The organism is Paenibacillus sp. 8b26 (assembly GCF_050626875.1).
Taxonomy (GTDB): domain Bacteria; phylum Bacillota; class Bacilli; order Paenibacillales; family Paenibacillaceae; genus Paenibacillus.
In genome coordinates this window covers 161348-181618 of sequence record NZ_CP192445.1, presented here as the reverse complement: position 1 = coordinate 181618, position 20271 = coordinate 161348, and the positions used below count along the sequence as shown (strand labels likewise).

At 40.4% G+C, this 20271-nt stretch carries 19 protein-coding genes and 1 pseudogene; 2 read left to right on the top strand and 18 right to left on the bottom strand.

Annotated elements, in window-relative coordinates:
• Positions 1–154 precede the first annotated feature (154 nt).
• The 15 genes from ACQ4MX_RS00735 to ACQ4MX_RS00665 all read right to left on the bottom strand — a co-directional run bounded on the left by ACQ4MX_RS00735 (position 155) and on the right by ACQ4MX_RS00665 (position 15462).
• Positions 155–1726, bottom strand: coding sequence for a response regulator (locus ACQ4MX_RS00735; protein WP_431088780.1), 1572 nt, complete (start codon positions 1724–1726; stop codon positions 155–157).
• Between the two features lie 112 nt (positions 1727–1838).
• Entirely contained in the window at positions 1839–3560 is a 1722-nt protein-coding gene (locus ACQ4MX_RS00730; RefSeq protein WP_431088779.1) for a sensor histidine kinase, read from the bottom strand.
• A gap of 904 nt (positions 3561–4464) precedes the next feature.
• Positions 4465–4980, bottom strand: a complete 516-nt coding sequence (locus ACQ4MX_RS00725) for an OsmC family protein (protein WP_103048574.1) — start codon at positions 4978–4980, stop codon at positions 4465–4467.
• A gap of 63 nt (positions 4981–5043) precedes the next feature.
• Positions 5044–5772 (bottom strand): DsbA family oxidoreductase, encoded by a 729-nt coding sequence (locus tag ACQ4MX_RS00720; RefSeq protein WP_431088776.1) that lies wholly within the window; start codon positions 5770–5772, stop codon positions 5044–5046.
• A 24-nt stretch (positions 5773–5796) separates the two neighbouring features.
• Positions 5797–6453, bottom strand: a complete 657-nt coding sequence (locus tag ACQ4MX_RS00715) for a carboxymuconolactone decarboxylase family protein (RefSeq protein WP_254349315.1) — start codon at positions 6451–6453, stop codon at positions 5797–5799.
• 420 nt (positions 6454–6873) lie between these two features.
• Positions 6874–7935, bottom strand: coding sequence for an NADH:flavin oxidoreductase (locus ACQ4MX_RS00710; RefSeq protein WP_431088774.1), 1062 nt, complete (start codon positions 7933–7935; stop codon positions 6874–6876).
• Between the two features lie 565 nt (positions 7936–8500).
• Positions 8501–8842, bottom strand: a complete 342-nt coding sequence (locus tag ACQ4MX_RS00705; protein WP_431088772.1) for a thioredoxin family protein — start codon at positions 8840–8842, stop codon at positions 8501–8503.
• Between the two features lie 28 nt (positions 8843–8870).
• Entirely contained in the window at positions 8871–9359 is a 489-nt protein-coding gene (locus tag ACQ4MX_RS00700) for an OsmC family protein (protein ID WP_431088771.1), read from the bottom strand.
• Between the two features lie 97 nt (positions 9360–9456).
• The gene (gene trxB / locus ACQ4MX_RS00695; RefSeq protein ID WP_250261923.1) at positions 9457–10386 is read right to left on the bottom strand and encodes a thioredoxin-disulfide reductase; all 930 of its coding nucleotides are present in this window, start codon (positions 10384–10386) and stop codon (positions 9457–9459) included.
• A gap of 153 nt (positions 10387–10539) precedes the next feature.
• Positions 10540–11961 (bottom strand): BglG family transcription antiterminator, encoded by a 1422-nt coding sequence (locus ACQ4MX_RS00690; protein WP_431088769.1) that lies wholly within the window; start codon positions 11959–11961, stop codon positions 10540–10542.
• Between the two features lie 221 nt (positions 11962–12182).
• On the bottom strand, positions 12183–12722 hold the full coding sequence (gene hxlB, locus ACQ4MX_RS00685) for a 6-phospho-3-hexuloisomerase (RefSeq protein WP_431088768.1): 540 nt from the start codon (positions 12720–12722) through the stop codon (positions 12183–12185).
• Between the two features lie 73 nt (positions 12723–12795).
• Positions 12796–13251, bottom strand: coding sequence for a PTS sugar transporter subunit IIA (locus tag ACQ4MX_RS00680; RefSeq protein WP_431088766.1), 456 nt, complete (start codon positions 13249–13251; stop codon positions 12796–12798).
• 8 nt (positions 13252–13259) lie between these two features.
• The gene (locus ACQ4MX_RS00675) at positions 13260–13547 is read right to left on the bottom strand and encodes a hypothetical protein (RefSeq protein ID WP_431088765.1); all 288 of its coding nucleotides are present in this window, start codon (positions 13545–13547) and stop codon (positions 13260–13262) included.
• Complete coding sequence (locus tag ACQ4MX_RS00670) at positions 13540–14910, bottom strand: PTS galactitol transporter subunit IIC (RefSeq protein ID WP_431088764.1); 1371 nt, start codon at positions 14908–14910, stop codon at positions 13540–13542. The genes ACQ4MX_RS00675 and ACQ4MX_RS00670 overlap by 8 nt, the downstream gene beginning before the upstream one ends.
• Before the next feature lie 18 nt (positions 14911–14928).
• On the bottom strand, positions 14929–15462 hold the full coding sequence (locus tag ACQ4MX_RS00665; RefSeq protein ID WP_431088762.1) for an RpiB/LacA/LacB family sugar-phosphate isomerase: 534 nt from the start codon (positions 15460–15462) through the stop codon (positions 14929–14931).
• A gap of 239 nt (positions 15463–15701) precedes the next feature.
• Here ACQ4MX_RS00665 and ACQ4MX_RS00660 point away from each other — a divergent pair, with 239 nt between their 5' ends.
• Positions 15702–16457, top strand: coding sequence for a DeoR/GlpR family DNA-binding transcription regulator (locus ACQ4MX_RS00660; RefSeq protein ID WP_431088761.1), 756 nt, complete (start codon positions 15702–15704; stop codon positions 16455–16457).
• 409 nt (positions 16458–16866) lie between these two features.
• On the opposite strand, the gene ACQ4MX_RS00655 is transcribed toward ACQ4MX_RS00660, so the two are convergent.
• From ACQ4MX_RS00655 to ACQ4MX_RS00645, 3 genes are all read right to left on the bottom strand, one after another.
• Positions 16867–17529, bottom strand: coding sequence for a methyl-accepting chemotaxis protein (locus ACQ4MX_RS00655; RefSeq protein WP_431088760.1), 663 nt, complete (start codon positions 17527–17529; stop codon positions 16867–16869).
• 12 nt (positions 17530–17541) lie between these two features.
• Positions 17542–18852 (bottom strand): methyl-accepting chemotaxis protein, encoded by a 1311-nt coding sequence (locus ACQ4MX_RS00650; protein WP_431088759.1) that lies wholly within the window; start codon positions 18850–18852, stop codon positions 17542–17544.
• A 99-nt stretch (positions 18853–18951) separates the two neighbouring features.
• Complete coding sequence (locus ACQ4MX_RS00645; RefSeq protein WP_431088758.1) at positions 18952–19365, bottom strand: MFS transporter; 414 nt, start codon at positions 19363–19365, stop codon at positions 18952–18954.
• A gap of 155 nt (positions 19366–19520) precedes the next feature.
• On the opposite strand from ACQ4MX_RS00645, the pseudogene ACQ4MX_RS00640 reads away from it, so the two are divergent.
• Positions 19521–20241 (top strand): annotated as a pseudogene (locus ACQ4MX_RS00640) (IS5 family transposase).
• The last annotated feature ends 30 nt before the right edge of the window (positions 20242–20271 follow it).

The following is a 20271-nucleotide window of genomic DNA, read 5'->3' as shown; positions in this document are numbered from 1 at the left end:
AACAAGGCCGTCTGGAACCAAACAACAGAGATTTTAAAAGAAGCATAATTATCTAATAAACTTTCAAAATAAGGTCAGTGAGTTCATTGATCAGGCGTAGAAAAAAAGACCCTCGGTCATGATTCGACCGGGACCTCAATCACACATATAGCTATCAAATTTTGTGCTTTTTGCGGTATTCTCCCGGCGTCATGCCCATTGCTTGCTTGAACTTCCGGTTGAAATAAATTATATTCTTATAGCCCATCTGATCAGCGATTTCATAAATTTTCTTCGTCGGGTCTTTAAGCAGCTCGCACACACGATCCGTCTTTAGGCCGGTCAAGTAATCGCTGAAATGTGTGCCCGTCTCCTCTTTGAATAACTGGCCCAAATAGTTCGCAGTAAAATCTAAATGCGCCGCGACTTCCTTAAGCGTAATTTTCTTCTCCAGGTTATTCTCCACGTATCGCATGATTTCTTCAATTAGTTTGCGCATCTGCCTTTGTCCCTTGATGTACAGCATCTCAGACAGCTCGAAGAATCCCCTGCGAAGCCAAGACAGAATGTCATGCACCGTCTCGAATTGAAATAGTACGTCTGGTTGGCGCGATTCCCATTCCAGCAGCTCGTATAAATTTTCTTTTCGCTGCTGAAGATCGGCATGCAGCTTGGACGTCATGCGTATGATAAGCGCGTACACGCCTTCCTTGCCAGTCAGTGTCACATCCTGTTGAAGCAACTCCATCAAACAGTCGTCAATTGTGACCAGGTCGTAGTCCAAGATCGCTTCAAGCATTCGATTGACCTTCTCTTCCATGCACTTGCCCGGCGTATTTTGAGGATGCGCATCGATCACTCCTTGAATGATTCGATTTTTGCCGAGCAGCCATTTCGCGCCAAGCGCCGCCAGCGCCTGTCGAAAAGACTCGTGGAGTTCCGTCTCGTTGGATGCGTAACGACCGACGCCGATCGTGACCGTGCGAGAAGTACTTCGATTCACATGTTCGACAAGCTCCTTAAGCAAGCTATTGAAGCTAGACTCCGGCACGGCTGCAAGAATCACGAATCGGTTTCCCTGCCCCCCGATGACGGTACCGAACCTGATGTCCGCTGCAAATGTCTTGATCGTCCGGCTGATCTTTCGAATCTCTGCGCGTTGCTCTTCCGGCGGAAGGTTGCGCATCTTCCATTCTAAGTCGTCAATTTCCACGAGCGCCACGGACGTCCCCTTCTCCAAATAATGCGCAAGCACGCCACTAACGTGCGATGTGGCCGGCGCGGGCGTTCGTTCCTCAAACCACCGTAGGAGTAGCTCTTCGTTCACGAGCGACAGGGTTTCCGTAAAGGAACGATCCTGCTCCAGTTCTTGCTCAATTTTCGCGACCTGCTCCGTCAGTATGCGAAATAATTCTTGGTCTTCGACCGGCTTCAGCAAATACCCTGAAGCATTGATCTCGATCGCTTCCTTGGCGTAGCCGAAATCCTCGTGGCCGCTAATAAATACGATCTTAACCTTCGGATGGATCGTCTTCGCCTTCCGGGCGAATTCGGTTCCCGTCATGATCGGCATTCGAATGTCCGATAAGATCAAGTCGATCGGTTCGGATTTCATGAGCTTCAATGCCTGAAAACCGCTATGGGCCGTGCCCGCCACGCGAACATTCAGCCCACTCTCGAGGACGCGTCGGCGCAGCCATTCGAGGTCGACCACTTCATCATCAACTAGCAACAGATTAACACTCATGTACATGCCTCCGATCGTTTCACTCATTTGCACTATGCCTGAATGTATCATACCTTTTCCCCCCCGAAGGACAACATGGCGGTCTTCAATGAAAACGGATACAAATTCACGGTTACTGCCGTGGTTCGCCGCCCTGCCCATCCTGATGCCCAGCCGGGAGTAGAATACGAACCGTCGTTCCTCCTCCATAAATACTTGCGATCTGGACGCCGTAAGGATCTCCATATAACAGTTTGATGCGCTCGTCGACGTTTTTGACACCGTAACCGCCCTCTTGCCTCGAGTTGTTTAGCAATCGCTCCACCGTATGGGGTTTCATGCCAATGCCGTTGTCGATGACCTTAAGCTCGATAAGATCGCCAATACGACACGCCTTAATCAGGATCGCGATAGAATCTCCGAACCAAGCGTGCTTAAAGACGTTCTCCACGAAGGGTTGCAGAATCAGCTTGATGACCGGCACCTGCAGAATATCGGGCTCGACATCGACATGCACCGTAAACGTGTCCGCATATTTTACCCTTTGGATCGCAAGATAGGTCGTCACTTGTTCCAGCTCTTTCTCCAGTTCAATGCAGACACGGCCTTGGTTGAGGGTGAGACGGTAAAAACGGGAGAGCCCTTGCACCATCTCCGTCACCTTGTCCGTCTCTCCGAGATTCGCCAAGCTTCCGATCGTCGACAGCGTGTTATAGAGGAAATGAGGATTGATCTGTGCTTGCAGGGCCTCCAGCTCAGCTTGTTTCTTTTGGATGCCTTCAATATAGACGCTATCGATCAATTTTTGGATACTACTGGCCATCACGTTGAACGCATCGGCGATTTGTACAAACTCGTCATTGCCGGAGAATTGTATCCGCTTTAGAAAATCCCCTTCCTGGAACGAACGAACAAGGTTGACGATTCTCGACATCCTACGCCCGGAAAGGCGGGCGACGATATAGCCAATGAAGGCCATGACAACAAAGCTAATGGCACATACGGTGATGATGATTCGCTGTAACCTACCCGCATCCTTTGACAAGTACGAATTGGGCACCAGCGTCTCGATTACGAAATCAGTACCCGGGATCTCTTCCAGGAGGCTTAGATACGCTTCGCGCGAGGCGTTCTGTTCGGCCTTTCCTCGATGGTAAAGCGATATGCCAGTGGAACGGTCGACCAGACGTAGCGTAATCCCTTCTTCGAGTGGAAAGGCCACGAAATCACCCAACAGGTCTTCGAGTGACATAGTGATACGCACATAGCCAATTTCGGTCTTATAATCAGCATACGATACCAAACGGCGAAAATGTGATATATTACCAAGTTTACTGTCAGTATCGATTTGCAGCCAGATGTTGTCCCGTTCCGTGGCTTGAAGCGAACGAAACCACTCGGAATGGGAAATCTCATCGAACGGCAGGATATAATAATCGTTTTGCGCGATCGGCTCCGCGAGGTTATCGCCACTCACAATGCTCAAATCGCTGTTCAGTGTGTAAAGCATAAGGCGAATATCGTTCCCAGATAGCTGCAGCGGCGCAGTCATCTGCGGGATGATCTCATCCAGCATCGTCCAGTAAATGTCCAGCGGGTCTCCCTTCTTCTGAATGGCTTGCTGGAACGCCAAGCTGCCAAATAGCGTATCGGATATGCGCTGAATTCCGTCCATCTGGTAAAGAATATTGTTCCTTGTCTGCTCCATGCCGGTCCGAATATTCGTCTCGGCCATCTCTGTCCGTGATTGAACAAGCATCGAATACGAAATATAGCCGATCAACACGTCCGTAAGCAACACTAGCAGCAAGTAGGGGACCATCATTTTATAAGTAAAAGGCACATATGATTTCACCGGTAAGTTCCTTTCCCATTCCTCGTTCTAATAATAAATCTGGCCATGTTCTAACCACAAGCATTTCGATTCCGTGATCGCTGGTTTCGCCAGATAATCCTGACCTCTCCTCTTAAATGAAGAACGGTCTTTAGAACTATAGAGATATTCTTGTAAAGATCTTTAGGGCTTGCTGAACGGATCGCATATTACAACGTTACCGGCAAGCGGTTTATGAAGGTCTACCAAAGCCATTATATAAAGCGGCAAAAAGAGAAGCCGAAGTCTCTTTTCGAGTTTCCTCACCAGCAGTTGCAGGCCAATGTCGGTCTTTCTGGTCTTTTGAATGTGTGTTTGAATACTGCCAAGCCCATAGCTGCACTTGCTGCTTCTTGCGTTCGGTTCGTATCTTACCCTTCTTCCCACTGCCTCTCGGTAAGCGTTATAACTCTGAAAGCCACATCTATACATTCTTACTGCGAAAATGTATTTTATAGGTTTTCTGCTACTAACATATGATATTAAGTTATCTATTACGGATTTAGGTTCATCTGCCGAATAATTAAAACCTACTCCAGAGCTTCTCCTATAGTATAAAGAGAAACCCCCTGTTCTTTTGGTAGGCCACAGATCTCCCCATAATGGCAAGAAAGAGACCGGTTCAATTGAAGCTTGATTCATCAAAATTGTACTTCATCTGTTTTCTACCACTGTAGAATAGTTCGTACATCGGTCTGTCGGCTGTTTTAAATATACTAACTACTGACGTATGTAGGGCGTTTGGCAAAAGGGACCACACATGTCCTTAGCCACAAGGGAAAACGAAAGCACCCTGATCCTAATATTATAAAAAAAATAGACATTATGCTATGTGTTCCTCGCATAATGTCTACGCTTCTAGTAAAACAATCAAGTATTCATGGTTTTAATTGTTAAGTGTATACGTCGAATTCACTTTAACGTTTCTTTCAATGGTGTTTCTCACAGGTGATAGTTTTATGGCTTGTGCAACCAATTCTTCAACCTGCGTTTCATCTGCGTCACTGTCCACATTGAAACGAACGTTTATTTCATCAAAGCCAGAATTCCCCTCTTTTAAGCCAAAGAAAACGTTCAGATCTATTTCGCCAGTAACATCAACGTCCAACGAATTTACTTTAATCCCCATACCACTAGCTGTTGCAATGAATCCAACACCTACACAAGCGCCAAGTGCACTTAACAAAAGTTCAACGGGATTAGGCCCTTTTCCAGTTCCGGATAGCCACTCTGGTTCATCAATGGGTACCGGCTTATAGTCCCCAACCTCGGCCTCCGAGTAAAACCCATCTTTCCATTTTACTGTAGAAGCAAAACTTGTAATCGCATCCTCAGGATTTTCCTTATATTTTTCTGCCAAGCTTCCGAGCATATTCACATCTACACCGTTCATTTTACTCATATTTAGGACTCCTCTATTTTATATTTTTCATAGACCTATCTTAATTGAATCCTCGCTTGTCCTTTATGACTTTTTAGGCGGGATCGCACACCCTTCATCAGTACATAGTCCTTCACTAGAGGTTTCATCAGAAAGAATTTCAAACTTAGCTACCGGATGCTCTTCTTCCCAAACTTTCTCCAACACTTGAGAAAAAGATTCTGTCGGCTGTGCCCCTGAAACTGCATATTTTTGGTTGAATATAAAGAACGGTACCCCGCTAATCCCAACTCTACGAGCTTCATCTTGATCTTTTCGTACTTGATCTTTATAAAGATCCTTATTTTTTAATACTCCGAGGGCTTCTTTTCTGTTTAATCCAACCGTTTCTGCAATATCGGCCAGTGTATCATAATCTCCTACATCCCTTGATTCAGTGAAATGTGCAATAAGTAATTTTTCATTCAACGTTGTTTCTTTGCCATTCGTTTTTGCCCATTTTAATAAACGATGAGCATCCAGTGTATTGGTGGGTTTAAGACTATCTAATTGAAAGGATAATCCCACGTTCTTGGCTTGTTGAGTTAAGTGGCTAAGAAATTCTTTTGCTTGTTCTCTTCCGCCAAATTTAGGGATTAATTTTTCTACAAAACTTGTTCCATCATACGAAGAAGCTCCCGTATCAAGCTCAAAGCTTTTGTATTCAATACTTATTTCATCTTTATACGGTAATCCATCTAAGGCTCGCTCCAGATTTTGTTTACCAATATAGCAGAATGGACATGCAATGTCAGACCAGATTTCAATTTTCATGTTTCTACCCCTTCTCAGTTTTAGTTATTCGTCAAATGCAACCAGTGCATTTACTCCATGAGCAAGAGCGGAACCAGCTTTTAATGCAGTAGCTACCATAATCGACTCAGCCAGTTCTTCTTTGGTTGCTCCGGCTTTTTTAGCTGCTTTCGTATGAATATCAATGCAATATGGACACCCAGTGGTATGGGCAACCGCAACCGCAATCAATTCTTTTTCCTTGGTACTGAGTATGCTGGCTTTCAACGCTTGCTGATCAAAAGAAGCAAAGGATTTAAACGAATCACTTAATTGGGTAAACTCCCGTAGTCTATTAATATAAGATGCACGGTATAACTCGTCGTCATCGGTACCATCATACGCATTTAAAGCATTAACGCCATGAGCCATCGCCGAACCTGCCTTGAGCGCGGTGGCAACCATTATAGCTTCTGCCATTTCCTCTTTTGAAACACCATGTTTCTTAGCTTGTTTTACATGAACCTCAATGCAATAAGGGCATCCCGTGGTGTGGGCTATAGCAATTGCAATTAGTTCCTTGTATTTTGCTGTAAGTTTACCTTCAGCCAATGCTAACTTTTCAAAGGCTACAAACGCCTTGAATATCTCTGGAGAAACCGAGTTAAATTCTCCAATACGTTTAAAATTCGATTTTTTAAACAAACTGTCTTGATGACTCATAAAAAAACCCTCTATTCATTAGAAATTTTAGTGTACTCTGAGCTTTTATTCATCACGCTCAGAATTTTTTCCTTGCTTACGCTTTTTCATAGATCCTACGATTGAATCAACAAGTTTCTCTCATTAAATGCCTCCTTTTAATCAAAAACAAGAAGACATTATTCAATTGATTAATTGAATTATAGAATGCATAGGCATTTAAGTCAAGTTCTTTTTATGCGAAGAGGGGACACCTTGGAAACCATGAATATCCAGATATTTAATGAATCTTTTATATCCAACCTTCCAAAATATGCATGCGAATAGCCATAAAAAAATGAACCCTTAGAACACATTGGTTAAACTCAGGGTTTATCTAATATATTCTAGGGGGTGCATTTCAAATCGATATAGGTCCTTCGTTATTTTTCATACTCCCGTTTAATACAGTGTTTCGATTGCCTCACGCGTAAACGGAAGTAATTCTTCTGTTCGTCCATCGCGGATTTTGTTTACCCAGTCAGGGTCAGCCAATAATGCGCGCCCGACTGCGACCAAATCGAATTCTTCACGTTCCAATCTCTCGATTAAATCACCCATCTTGTTGGCTTTGCCATTAGCCTCTTCCCCGGTAGCAAAGAAATCCAAAAAATCAGCGTCAAGACCGACAGATCCAACTGTAATTGTTGGTTTCCCTGTCAGTTTTTTTATCCATCCTGAAAGATTCAAGTCAGATCCTTCAAAAGCCGGTTCCCAAAAACGACGAATAGAAGCATGAAAGATGTCAACGCCTGCATCAACTAATGGTGTTAAGAAGTGTTGTAGTTGTTCTGGAGTTTCTACTAATTTTGCTGTATACGCATCATATTTCCACTGTGAGATTCGCAACACAATTGGAAATTCTGGTCCAACAGCAACTCGGCAAGCTGCGATAACCTCACTAGCAAAGCGCGTACGATTGACAATATCACCACCGTATTCATCGTTACGCGAGTTTGTTTTTTTCCAAAAGAATTGATCAATTAAAAATCCATGTGCCGCCATAATCTCGATGCCATCAAACCCAACTTTTTTAGCATTGACTGCTGCCTGCACGAAGGCTTCAACTAATTCCGAAATTTCTTGTTTAGAGTAATCATTGACGTTACCACGTGCACCCATGTGCCATATTTGCGAGAAAATTTTGCCACCGACTTCGTGGATACCATTAACTACTTCTGACCATCCATTTAGCGCCTCTTCTCCGTATAAGTGTGGTACGTCCTCCTGCCATGCTGGCACCTCGGATGCAACATCAGGATGGTTGATAAATGTACCCTCTGTTAGAATAAGTCCAACACCATTTTCAGCTCTACGACGATAATACGCAGCGACATCCCTCCCTGGCACTCCATTTGGAGAAAAATTTCGAGTCATAGGTGCCATTATAATACGATTAGATAGTTTGAGATTTCCCATTTCGAATGGTTTAAAAAGAGCATCAACAGATTGAAAATTATTCACAAAAAAACCTCCAAGTTTTATTATTGTCATTTTATAACGTAGACGTTCGTATATTAGCAACAATTAAATCAACTTATCTAATCCCTAACAATGCATATAAAAAGACTCTCATTCTAACGTTTATAAAATGAACTGAGAACCAAGTTATGGCTGCACCACCACAGAAGCCTGTTAAATAGGGCAGCTTTCCTCCATTAAAGCAGATATCCAAATTGGCTCCATCTTCGGCTTAGGGCTTGTTTTACCTAAGACATTGATTTTCATGTAATTTGGGAAAACACTCTTCCATCAATGAAATTACTTGAAACCAAATCCTTGCTGCTCCAACATTCTTCTCACTTCAAGATAATAAATGTGGTTATAGAAGGAGGATATTTCTTGACTCCAACCTCTTGTTTCTTTTCCATTTGTACGTTTATCCATGTAGTTAGAGATCGTTTGATCATATTCTTTAATGAGGCCTTCTAAGTTGGTGTCGTACCGTTCTTTATGCCAAATTGCTTTTTGAGGTAAACGTGGCTTCTTCGAGTAGTTTCTATATTGATACGAAATAGCGAAAAATCCCTTATAAACGTTTGTTATATACCTCAACAGCACTTTGCAGAAAATCCTCTATCTCTTCGCGTGATTTACGAAGCTTGTTGACATATCGAGTAAGCTCTTTACCGTCGACATAGGTAACAAAGCTTGGAATACCCATAATATTTTGTTCTTCACTTACAGTACCTACATGATCTACATCCACCTCGATGAGATCCAGATCATTCGCAAATTTTTCTTCAACTTCAGGCATGAATGGATCAATAAATTTGCAGTCCGGGCACCAGTCTGCTTTAAAAACAGCAACTGTAATTTTGGGGGAACGGATAGCTGTATCAAATTCTGATTTAAAGGTAATTTTTTTCATTTTAAGATCTCCTTTTTTAATGGATGGTTTACCATTCCAATTGATGTTGTTCAATATAGTTACTTGTCAGATCATCTCCAGCATCAATCGATACCTTACCTTCGGTACCTACCGGCACACCTGCTTTGACAAGCAGCTGACCAATGTGGCATTTTTCTTCTGCTTGTAAGAATAATGCTTCGACCACAGTGATATCTTCCTTTGATGCACTCGAGGATAAAACAACATGCGGACGATGTGTAATGCTCAGTTGGTCCCCTCTAGCTATGTCCCCTTCTGTGTCCATAAAGAACCCGACAACGGGTACTTTCTTGCGATCGAGCATGTACGCTAGTGTCAGAGCATAACAAGCAATGGCAGAGGACATCAGGAGTTGTTGTGGATTAGCACCTTCTCCACTTCCGCCTTTCATAACAGGGATAGCAATTTGGGTTTGTAAATTGTCGCCTTTCACACGACCAAAACCTTTCGCGTCTTTGAACCAAACCGTATTCATATTCACTTTTTGATTCGGCATTTTAAAATGCTCCTTTCCATATTTTCAATACTTGTACTTGTCACTAAAATCCTTAGATTCCGAGAAACTTCAAAACGTTCTATTCGGTTACGACGTTTTAATTATTTTCCAAAGAATCGATAAACTTTTCGCTATCCATGGCCGCCATGGCTCCAGTCCCTGCTGCAGTAATAGCTTGACGATAGCGAGTATCCTGTACATCTCCACAAGCAAACACACCTGAAATATTTGTCATTGATGTGCCGGGTACTGTAACGATATAGCCGTTCTGATCCGTTTCAATTTGACCATTTAAAAAGTCCGTATTCGGATGATGGCCGATGGCTACAAATACACCATGTGCATGTAGGATTTCCTCTTCGCCTGAGATATGGTTCCGGACTTTCAATCCTGTCACTCCACGCTCTTCCGCAACAACTTCAAGTGGGGTCCTGCTTAAAGCCCACTCAATTTTTGGGTTTGAACGAGCGCGATCTTGCATAATTTTTGAGGCTCTCAGTTCTTCTCGACGATGCACCACAGTAACTTTGGAAGCGAATCGTGTTAGAAAGTTTGCTTCTTCCAATGCAGTATCGCCTCCACCCACTACAATGAGTTCCTTATTTCGAAAGAAAAAACCATCACAAGTGGCACAAGTACTAACTCCCCGGCCTACATTTTCTGTTTCGCCTGGTATTCCTAAATATTTCGCACTGGCACCGGTTGAAATGATCAGAGTCTCAGTAATGATTTCACCTTTGCCCTCCACTTCCAGTTTAAACGGCCGTTTTTCCAAATCTACCGTCTTTACCCAACCATTAAGAAATGTAGCCCCGAAGCGTTCCGCTTGTTTACGCATATTATCCATTAATTTGGGGCCCATGATGCCTTCTGGAAATCCAGGATAATTCTCAATTTCAGTTGTTGTTGTAAGCTGTCCTCCTGGTTCAAGTCCTTCAATGACGAGCGGATTCATATTAGCACGAGCCAGGTAGATCGCTGCGGTCAGTCCTGCTGGACCAGTTCCAACAATTACAGATTTATACATATTCATCCCTCCAAATTCGATATTTTTTACAGTTGTTTATAACCATATTTTTTAATATTCAATTGATTAATTGAATTATAGCATTAGGAAATCTGCTCGTCAATACAAGGATGGAAAATGACTACGAATGAGACACACATTGTAGAAATATATTTAGGGGCGGATGTTTGACTTTGCAGAAAAATCTTTTTTTTCGTAATCCCTTAAAGATACTGCTCCCACAATATCAACATTGGATAATAACCCTTCTAACTGCGTTTCCAATATTCGGGATGTGCCGAGTCCACTTGTACATACAATCAACAACCTTTTTCGTGTCGAACTTAAAGTAATTCCTTCTCTCCGCAACCATCCTCCAAAATGTATGGCTACATAGGCCAATTCACTATCCGTTACAGGCTGATGGATCAGACTTTCAAAATGATGAATTACTTTTTGGGTTAGGCGGTAGATTTCAGGATAGTTTTGCTCCACAGAAAAATGCAAAATATTCTCAACTTTAATCCCATACCTTATTCGATAATATGCAGGCTTTAAATGGATAAATAAATTTTTAATCATTTGTTCTTTTTCGGAAAAATTAACAGCTGCATATAGCTGAAAATCGGAAACCATACTTTCAACTACGTGATATAACAATTTCATCTCTTGATTTTCATAAATAGGGTTTAAATCATAATTTACCTTCGCGCTTAAAAAATATTTGGCGATGTAATAAACTTCAACTTCCGGAATCGTCATATTCATTTCTTCTGCGAGATTTGAACATAACGTTTTAGCACCTTTTATTGCTTCAGTAGAATCAATAACTTCTTTTTCAACGGGATCGATGCCAATATATCGTTCCTGCCTAATCCGTTTACAAAATAGATAAAACCAAACCGTAAGATTGTTCAAGATTTCATCAGTGAATTCGATATGAAACTTTGTCTCATATTCAATTAACAGACTCTTTAACAGACGCAGCTCATGAATATTGAATAATAGATAAGGTCGAAGCAATTCTTTTGGACTCTTCTGATCTGCCAAGGATGAATCAACGATGATGCGGTACCATCCACTTTCAGGTGTTACAAACTTTAGATAGTGAATCAACATCTGCCTGATATCATTTTCATTACCTTCGATGTTGTAGCCTTGGCTGCCTCCTGAGACGATTTTCAGTTGAAAACCGCTTATTTCCTCACTTAACTTTTTGATATCTTCAACGATCGTATTCCTGCTTACCTGGAACAGCTCTACAAAATCGCTTAAGAAAAGTTGATGCTCCTGAACAGCCATAAAGATAAAAATCCAAGCTCTTCTCTCATTAGGCGAATATTCATAGTATGGATGTTCGCTTACAGCCAATTGCGTTCTCAACTTTACTTTTACCTCTTCGTCAAGATAGAGTCCTTGTCCTCGAACTTGACTGATTTTGGGATATCCACTCTCCTTTAGCCAATCGTTGATTTTGGTGATGTCATTGTAAATTTTCCGCCTTGAAACATTAAATGTTGCTGCGTGTTCCTGGACTGTAACATAAGAATCATTCAGAACAAGCTGATTTAAAACCGCCAAACTTTTTTGATCCATTCTTCGGCCCACCCCAAACGTATGTCTTAAATTCTTAAGGATTAGGTCTTAATTTGATTATAAGAAAATGCTTTCATAAAAATAAGACCAAATGAGTCACGTTGCAATTTGCAGAATTGTACTTTGTCATATTAATGAAACTAACCTGCTTACCCCCTAAAGAAAAGGATTGCCCTGACTTAATTATCAGGACAACCCTTAGAAGTTTGTTAGTAGTTTCATTATTCCAGATCTGCATGCCTTTTTTTCATAGATTCGTTCGTTTCATTCTTTTGCTTCATTAAATAAAGAACTAAACTATCAAATAAAAGAAGTGATGTTTGTTCAAACAAAGCCCCCATAGGCTGTAAAGTTTGGCTGGCATCCTTCTTTGAATGAGCAGGGATTATGAGATAAGCATCTGCTAAATGGCCTAGAGTAGATGTAGTGTTTGTTGTAATTAGAGCAATTTTGACCTTATTTTCTTTCGCCGTTTTCGCTTGGTTAATCAAACTGCTTGTTTCTCCTGAACCGGATGCAATAAGCAATAAATCTCCCTCTTTTGTGTGAGGTGAATTTATTTCTCCAACTACACTCACTGAATATCCTAAATGTAATAATCGATTGGCAAATGCTCGTATCATTAAGCCTGAACGACCAGCACCAGCAACAAAGATATGCTTTGCCTGTTGAATCTGATTGACTAGTCCGCTTACTTCTTGATCACTAATTTGGCTTCCTGTAGTCTCAATTTCATTGATAATTTCTTTAAATTCTTTCATTATCTTCATCCCCTATATGATTTTTATAAAGAAAGCGGGTGAAACACTTTTGTGCTTCACCCACTGCAAGTAATTATTCTGCCAGTCTTTTTGCGATGTATTTCTCAGTTTCTTCAACTTCAAAAGTTTGGCAACTCGCAATAAACTCCTCATCTTGAAATAGACCAACCAATTTTCTAAGGACTCTAATATGCTGTTTTCCAGACGATAAAGCTAAATGAAATAGCAGCTTACAATCTACCTTTTCGGATTTGTCTTCCATTTTTCCGAATTCAATATTATTTACAGCACGTAAAACACTTATACTATCTTTTTTTACAAAATCGGAACTTCCATGTGGAATCGCAATTCCTACATCATTTGCAAATAATAAGCCAGTTGGAAAGTCTTTTTCACGATCGATACAGGCATCAATATATTTGGGATCAATATCTTCATTTTCAACCAAAAATTTTCCTGTAAATCGGATTGCATCACTATAGGTTTTTACGTTTTCATCTGCGTTGTTTACTACAATATCAATATTCATCGAACTACCTACCTCGCTAATACTTTTTTAACTTCTTCCAAGATTTCTTCTTCGCCAATCCCAGTTAGCAGGCCTGCACCTACAATTACTTTAGTTGTCACATTAGGATTATCGAGTTTTGTGGAAGAAACAATCAAATCATAGCTATTGAAACGATCTGTTGTACAATCCATTAACGATGCCTTTTGAACATCTGCTACAAGCTTTTGCTCTTTCAGGTAATCTTGTAAAATGGACACCATAATTGAAGAAGAAGCGATACCATTACCACATACGACTAATATTTTTTTATCCATTTTGAATACCTCCTTTTGGTAATTCTTTAAGTTGTTTTTTCTTTAACAAGTATCCTACTCCAAGCAAAATCAAACCAATTAAAACATAAGCGATAATTCCAATATGGCTAGCTCCAGCAAATAGAGCAGTGAATGGATTTGCTGAAGGATTTAATGATGAATACATTACTCCTGGACGTGCGCCAGCGCCAAATTTTTGGAACACTTCGTTTGTAGGTGCAGCCATCCAAGACGAAATATATAGTCCTCCACCAAACAAAAAGATTGATGTAACCCAAGTACGAATAATGTTTCCTTTAAATACTGGAACCATACAAGCAATGAAGAATACAAATTGAGACAAGTCCCCTAGAGGCATTACTTTATTCCCAGGAAGAACAACCGCTAAAATAACCATAATTGGAATTAGTAACAATGCTGGAGCAATAACTGTAGGATTTCCAACAATTAATGCGGTATCCATACCAACAGTAATTTCGCGATTCGGAAAACGTTTAACTAATTTCTTACGTGCAGCATTTGACAAAGGTACTAGACCTTCCATCATAATTGAAGTCATTTTAGGTAATAGTATCATTACTGCGCCTAAATACATACCTAATTGCAGGCTGGAAATAATGGTATGATATGGACTTTCCCATCCATAACCAAAGAAACCAAGCAACACACCAATGAGGAAGCCTACGATTGTTGGATCGCCTAAGATTCCGAATTTTTTCTGAATGGTTTCAGCAGTGACAGTTACATTCTTAAATCCTGGAATGCGGTCATAAATCCAATTAAATGGATAAGCAAACATTAAATATGTGTTCGCAACTGGATGAGAAATTGAAACTCCCTGGGGTAAACCAAAGAACTTTCCATTATTTTTTGCACCCAAGTCAGCAGCGATCAAAGCCCATACATGGAAAAGCCCTGCTGTCAAGACACCATATAAAAGATTTCCAGAATAAGCGGCCACGATTGCACCCATTGATGCGTTTTGGTGAAGATTAAATACATCAACATTTACACAATCCGTGATTTTCAATATAAGCAATAAAATATTAATCCCAATACATAAAGGAATAACAATTGCACCAAGACTTGAACCAAAACCCATGACAGCAGTTGCTGCACCACCCACATCAATTGCAGTCAATGAAGAACCTGTACTTTCAGCTAATCCTTTAATAGCCGGTTCCATTTTTTCCAACATAAAACCGATAACCATAGATAAAGCAATAAAACCTATACCCACTTTCATTGCTGATTGAATACATTCAGAAAGCGGTCTCCCTAATATCAACATGAATACAAGGAAAATGATTGGAATAAAAATAAAGTTCCCCAAATCATTAATAAACTGCGTAATTATTTCCATATCTTATCGCTAGATAGACTAGCTTACCCCCTCTTCGTCTGACTTAAAGCCCATATTCCAAGCTACATGGTCAGGTTTGTTTAGAAGCATACTATCATTTCTTTCCGCTTCCAACAAATTCTTCTTAGAATTCTCGCGCGCTGTCGCAAAATCAAATGGTTCGTCATACCAAGCATCTATAATCATTTTTGTATATTCCAGTCCATTCACTCGACAACCCAATCCTATAATTTGTGCATTGTTACTCAATCGTGCACGTTTAGCTGAATAAGGATCTGTGACGGGTACTGCACGAATCCCCCAATGTTTATTCGCTTGACAAGTAAAGCCAATCCCTGTTCCACAAATGTAAATTCCTAAACGACATACATCTTTTTGAATTAATACTGACATTTCGTCTGCCAGTTTCGCAAAAGTATTAATACCGTCTTCTTTTGTTTGAACGGGATTATACACGATTTCAGCATCTTTTTCCTCAATTAAATACTTTATAATTTCTTCTTTTCTTTCAAAACCCAAATCATCACACGCTATTGCAATTTTTGTTGTCAAAACTATACCCCTCCCCTTTTTGTATTCGCTTACTTTGCATACCAATAATATACTTGGTTTTAGTTGGTTGTCAATGAGTTTTTTTATTATTATTTTAGCGATTAACGTTTAAATAGAGGATTAAAAAACCAATCAAAACCAATTTAAAACCCAGAATCATTTGAAATAAAACGTTTTTATGCTATTATTTAAGTGAAATGGAGAGAAAAAATACTGGTTAAAGAATAAGGAGTTCATTTATGTTATTGATGGAGGAAAGAAGAGAATTAATCTTAGAAGAATTAATTACTGAGGGAACAGTTTATGTAGGAGAATTAGCCAAAAAATACTCGGTTACTTATGAAACCATTCGAAAAGATTTAACTTATCTTGAAAAAAAAGGACTTTTAGTCAAAAGTCACGGTGGCGCAACTCTAAAGCAGAATGCAGTTGAACATTCTTTTCAAGTCAGACAGGAAGAAAATACGAGTGCCAAAAAAGCAATTGCCAAAAAGGCCATGGAGCTAATCCCCGAAAATAGTTCTATAATTATCGGAACGGGCAGTACTACTGTTGAACTTGCAAAATTATTGTCACTAAAGTCTGGTTTCAAAATTTTTACTGATTCTTTACCTGTGGCTACCATTCTAATAAAATCGAATAATCAGGTCTTTCTTTTTGGAGGGGAATTACGCGAACGTAGTTCTTCTGTTTTTGGAGGGTGGACTGTAACCATGATCAATCAAATTCAGGTGGATCTGTGCTTCCTTGGAACTGATGGATTTAGTAATTTAAGCGGTCCTTCCAGCCCTTCTTCCTCTGATGCCTATGTTGATCAAGCAATCATTGCGCATTCGGATAAAAGATATGTTTTGGGTGATTACACGAAGTTCAATCGTAAAAGTCTCTATAAAATATGCGAATGGTCTGACATTACAGCCTTAATCACCAATAAAGAAGCTGATCAACAATCAATTTCAAATCTAGAAAAATTCACTTCAGTCATTACTTGCTAACATCAATATCCAAAGAATTTCCTTATCAAATTTCATATGGTCTCCCCCAGCTGCCGCATTGCCGATCATAAGGTATGCTGCTTTCTCCTCGCCAAAATCCACTCCTTCGGGGAACACCGCAACCGCCAAGCCGGTTGAATGAACCTTTTTTTGGAATCATTCGTCCCATGGGGAATGGCAGTCCTCCGCCCATATCGTTTCTTGTTCACATAAAAGCCGGCTCACATTAGCCGGCGTCAGTTTGTTATGTATTCTCGTATAAACACTTCTTATATTGAATAGTGTCCATCACTTCTTGAGGTTATGGACACGATACGATGTAAAGCGTGTAGCTTGCTGTTTCATCTTGCGATCAATCCACCAGCTCCCAAATAATTAGGTTTAAAATTAATAAGGATGTTGCCCCACCTCATTTAGGAATCTTAAATTGAGATACCATTTCCTTTACTTCATTTGCTAATGAAGCCAAAGATTCTGCTGAAGCGGCGATCTCCACCATAGACTCTTGCTGTTCCATAACGGAGGCGGATACTTGTTTCAATTCGTTAAGTGATCGCTCCGTAACACGGATCATGTCAACCATTGAAGCAGAAACTTCTTCTGAAGTAGCTGATATTTCCTCTGTAGCTGCTGAAGTTTTATTAATTTGATCATTGACATTTCCGACAACGTATACGATGTTCTCAAACGTTTCGCCTACTAAGTTCATTTGTTGGACACCGCGGATCACCTCATCAAGACCATGATCCATGGAATGGGAAGCCTGAACTGTTGCATTTTGTATTTCCTTAATTAAGTCGAATATATGCTCTGCTGCTTCCGTCGTTTGACCAGCTAATTTTTTCACTTCTAAAGCTACAACAGCAAAACCTTTACCTTGAGCACCTGCACTCGCAGCTTCAATGCCAGCATTCAAGGCAAGTATATTCGTTTGAACCGCTATATTGGAAATCAGTTTTACCATATCGTCAATGTCTTTTGAACGACTCTCTAACGTTTTAACCATGTGGGCTGATGCATTGAATGAGTCACTTATTTTACCTACTTGTGATGCTGCATTTGAGATTTCCATTTTTCCATGTATCTACGTTTCTGTGACATGTTTTGCGTTAGACCAAATGGTAGAGGATGAGTCGGCTATTTGTTGTATTGCTTCAGCAATTTCCTCCATGGCTTTGGCCGACATCTGAGAATTAGAGTACTGATCTTCAGAACCCTTTGTAACAGACACAACGGATGTCGTAATTTCCTTAGACGTCTGGACAGATTCCTCAGAAATTAGATTTAGTCGATCAGATGCTTCCGCTGTAAGCCTTACAGAGTCCTTCAGCTTTCGAATCATTAATGAGAACGAATCAAGCATTTGATTAATATTCCGGCTTAAGTTCCCGATCTCATCCTGTGAGTGGATAATCAGGCGATTACTCAAATCACCAGAAGCTACTTTTTGCATGAGTTCAGTAATAGTTAACACTGGTTTCAAAAGGAAACGTGAAGCAAATAATGAAATGAGTCCCACCGCAATAGAGGTTAACAAGATAACGAGATACGCTATATTCTTCGCTTTATCCGCTGATGTAAGAATTTCTGATGTTGCGCCCGTTACCACGACTCGCCATCCGGTTTGACTTACTGTTCCAAAGGAAGCAAGCATCATTGTATTGTCAGTTTCTTTATATTGGATCGTTCCTGTTTTTTCTTTAAGCATTGTATTTTTAAATTTCTGTTTCATATCTGAGCTTGCATAGTCCTCGAACGATTTGCCAATTAATTGTTGTTTATTGTGGGCCAAAACGGTACCATTCGACGAAAGAAGATAGGCATATCCGGTTTTCCCTAATTGAATGTAACCGATGCTTTTTAACAAGACATTCACATTCAAATATGAAGAAATAACACCTTTGAAGCCTCCTTGCCCGTCCAACACGGGTACTGTGATAATTATTAGGTTCAACTGGGGATCTTGAATGACATCACTGATTTGCAAATCCTTTTGTTGTTTATATGTATCCAGCATATAGGAAAGATCTGTGTTCACTCCGTCACTTCCGTAGGCCATCCCCTTTGTGTCAGTGAAGGAAAAGGAGATATTGTCGGCATCAGTTGCTTTTAGCATTTTTAATATTGGTAATATCCGATTAATGTCTCCGCTTTCAAAAATCATTTTATTTTGCTTTAGGGCTTCCTGCATTGTGATAATCTTTGTGTTTAGCCACCTGTCCATGATTTCAGTTTGTGAAGACGCAGTTGTAAACTGTATTTTCACTGTACTGTCTTTTAACGCATTATCGTACTTCATGGTCAAGAAAATGGTTGAAATAATAAGAGGTGCCATTGAAATGATCAGTAAAACAGCAAGAAGCTTAAATTTTAAACTTACAGTAAATCGTTTCATGATTCGTCCCTTTCAAATAAGATTAAGCACCGATTTATCCATTCAAATAATACGTAACAAAAACGGCTATCTGATTCGACTTGACCTCAGATAGCGGTTTTACAATGTTGCATTATCCTTTTTCACTCTGTCTTCTTTTGTAGCCAGGTTGATAATAATAAACGAAATAGCTGCAATAAGTCCGGCTGAACCAAAAGTGATAAACCATTCTGTTACCGATGCATTACCAGATAAGAGTAAGCCACCTACAGTAGGTCCCAATATACTCCCAAATCTTCCGATACTATTCGGAAAGCCAATGGCAGTTGTTCGAATTTCTTCGGGATAATGCTGTGATACAAATGCATTAACCAAACTGTGAGCGGAGAACAAGAAGAAACCAACCAGAATTACAAATGCATAAAGCAATATCATACTTGCTTTAATTCCCATAAGCATCAAAGAAAAAGATCCAAGGGTGTATACCGCAGGAAGCAAAACTTTGAAACCTTTTTTGTCTGCAATAGTTGACAAGAAAAAAGTACCAGCTATTGTACCTATATTAAGGAAAATAGAAAATGCTAAACTGGAGTTCAATTCGAAACCGCTACGAACCATCAGGTCAGGCAGCCAAAGAATTACACCATCGGTACGAAATAAGCGATGAGCAGTGGGAACAAATTAAGGGCATGTTTCCATCATATAAAACAGGACGTCCGTCAAAATTAAGTGATCGAACCATGTTTAATGCTATTCTATGGATCGCTCGAAGTGGTGCGCCTGGCGTGATCTACCGGAAGAACGTTACGGTTCATGGAAAACGACCTACAGTCGTTTCTGCAAATGGAGAGACACAGGATTACTTGTCGCCATCTTCCAAGCGCTTCACGTAGAGCCTGATTTTGAAAACTTGAGCATCGATTCTACGTCGGTTAAAGCCCATCAACACAGTGCCGGTGCTAAAAAAACGCAGAAGGACACGCAGTAAATCAGCATATCGGCGTCAGTCGTGGTGGAAAGACAACCAAACTTCATACAGTCGTCGATGGATTAGGGAATCCCCTCGCTTTTCTTCTGACAGGTGGTCAAGTCTATGATTCCGTTCCAGCCATCGATTTACTTGAAGGATTTGATATTACAGGAAGTCATATTCTTGGCGACAAAGCCTATGGCTCAGAAGCGATTCGGAATTGGATTACGGCTAAGCAGGCATCCTACATCATTCCGCCTAAGGCGAATAGTCAAAATCCATGGAAAGTTGATTGGTATCGATACAAAGAACGCCACTTGGTTGAGTGCTTTTTCAATAAAATCAAGCATTTTCGCCGCGTGGCAACTCGTTATGACAAACTGGCAAAATCATTCTTGTCATTTGTATACATAGCCGCCATTTTCAAATTGACTCAGTGATGAGTTTTCAGACACGCTCTAATCTTTGCA

What these genes read in the sequence shown, in the direction of transcription:
- ACQ4MX_RS00650 (WP_431088759.1), bottom strand. Translation starts at nt 18,852, where the DNA reads ATGAAACGATTTACTGTAAGTTTAAAATTTAAGCTTCTTGCTGTTTTA.
- ACQ4MX_RS00700 (WP_431088771.1), bottom strand. Translation starts at nt 9,359, where the DNA reads ATGCCGAATCAAAAAGTGAATATGAATACGGTTTGGTTCAAAGACGCG.
- ACQ4MX_RS00735 (WP_431088780.1), bottom strand. Translation starts at nt 1,726, where the DNA reads ATGAGTGTTAATCTGTTGCTAGTTGATGATGAAGTGGTCGACCTCGAA.
- ACQ4MX_RS00705 (WP_431088772.1), bottom strand. Translation starts at nt 8,842, where the DNA reads ATGAAAAAAATTACCTTTAAATCAGAATTTGATACAGCTATCCGTTCC.
- ACQ4MX_RS00655 (WP_431088760.1), bottom strand. Translation starts at nt 17,529, where the DNA reads ATGGAAATCTCAAATGCAGCATCACAAGTAGGTAAAATAAGTGACTCA.
- ACQ4MX_RS00725 (WP_103048574.1), bottom strand. Translation starts at nt 4,980, where the DNA reads ATGAGTAAAATGAACGGTGTAGATGTGAATATGCTCGGAAGCTTGGCA.
- ACQ4MX_RS00690 (WP_431088769.1), bottom strand. Translation starts at nt 11,961, where the DNA reads ATGGATCAAAAAAGTTTGGCGGTTTTAAATCAGCTTGTTCTGAATGAT.
- ACQ4MX_RS00680 (WP_431088766.1), bottom strand. Translation starts at nt 13,251, where the DNA reads ATGAATATTGATATTGTAGTAAACAACGCAGATGAAAACGTAAAAACC.
- ACQ4MX_RS00675 (WP_431088765.1), bottom strand. Translation starts at nt 13,547, where the DNA reads ATGGATAAAAAAATATTAGTCGTATGTGGTAATGGTATCGCTTCTTCT.
- ACQ4MX_RS00715 (WP_254349315.1), bottom strand. Translation starts at nt 6,453, where the DNA reads ATGAGTCATCAAGACAGTTTGTTTAAAAAATCGAATTTTAAACGTATT.
- ACQ4MX_RS00660 (WP_431088761.1), top strand. Translation starts at nt 15,702, where the DNA reads ATGTTATTGATGGAGGAAAGAAGAGAATTAATCTTAGAAGAATTAATT.
- ACQ4MX_RS00720 (WP_431088776.1), bottom strand. Translation starts at nt 5,772, where the DNA reads ATGAAAATTGAAATCTGGTCTGACATTGCATGTCCATTCTGCTATATT.
- trxB (WP_250261923.1), bottom strand. Translation starts at nt 10,386, where the DNA reads ATGTATAAATCTGTAATTGTTGGAACTGGTCCAGCAGGACTGACCGCA.
- hxlB (WP_431088768.1), bottom strand. Translation starts at nt 12,722, where the DNA reads ATGAAAGAATTTAAAGAAATTATCAATGAAATTGAGACTACAGGAAGC.
- ACQ4MX_RS00670 (WP_431088764.1), bottom strand. Translation starts at nt 14,910, where the DNA reads ATGGAAATAATTACGCAGTTTATTAATGATTTGGGGAACTTTATTTTT.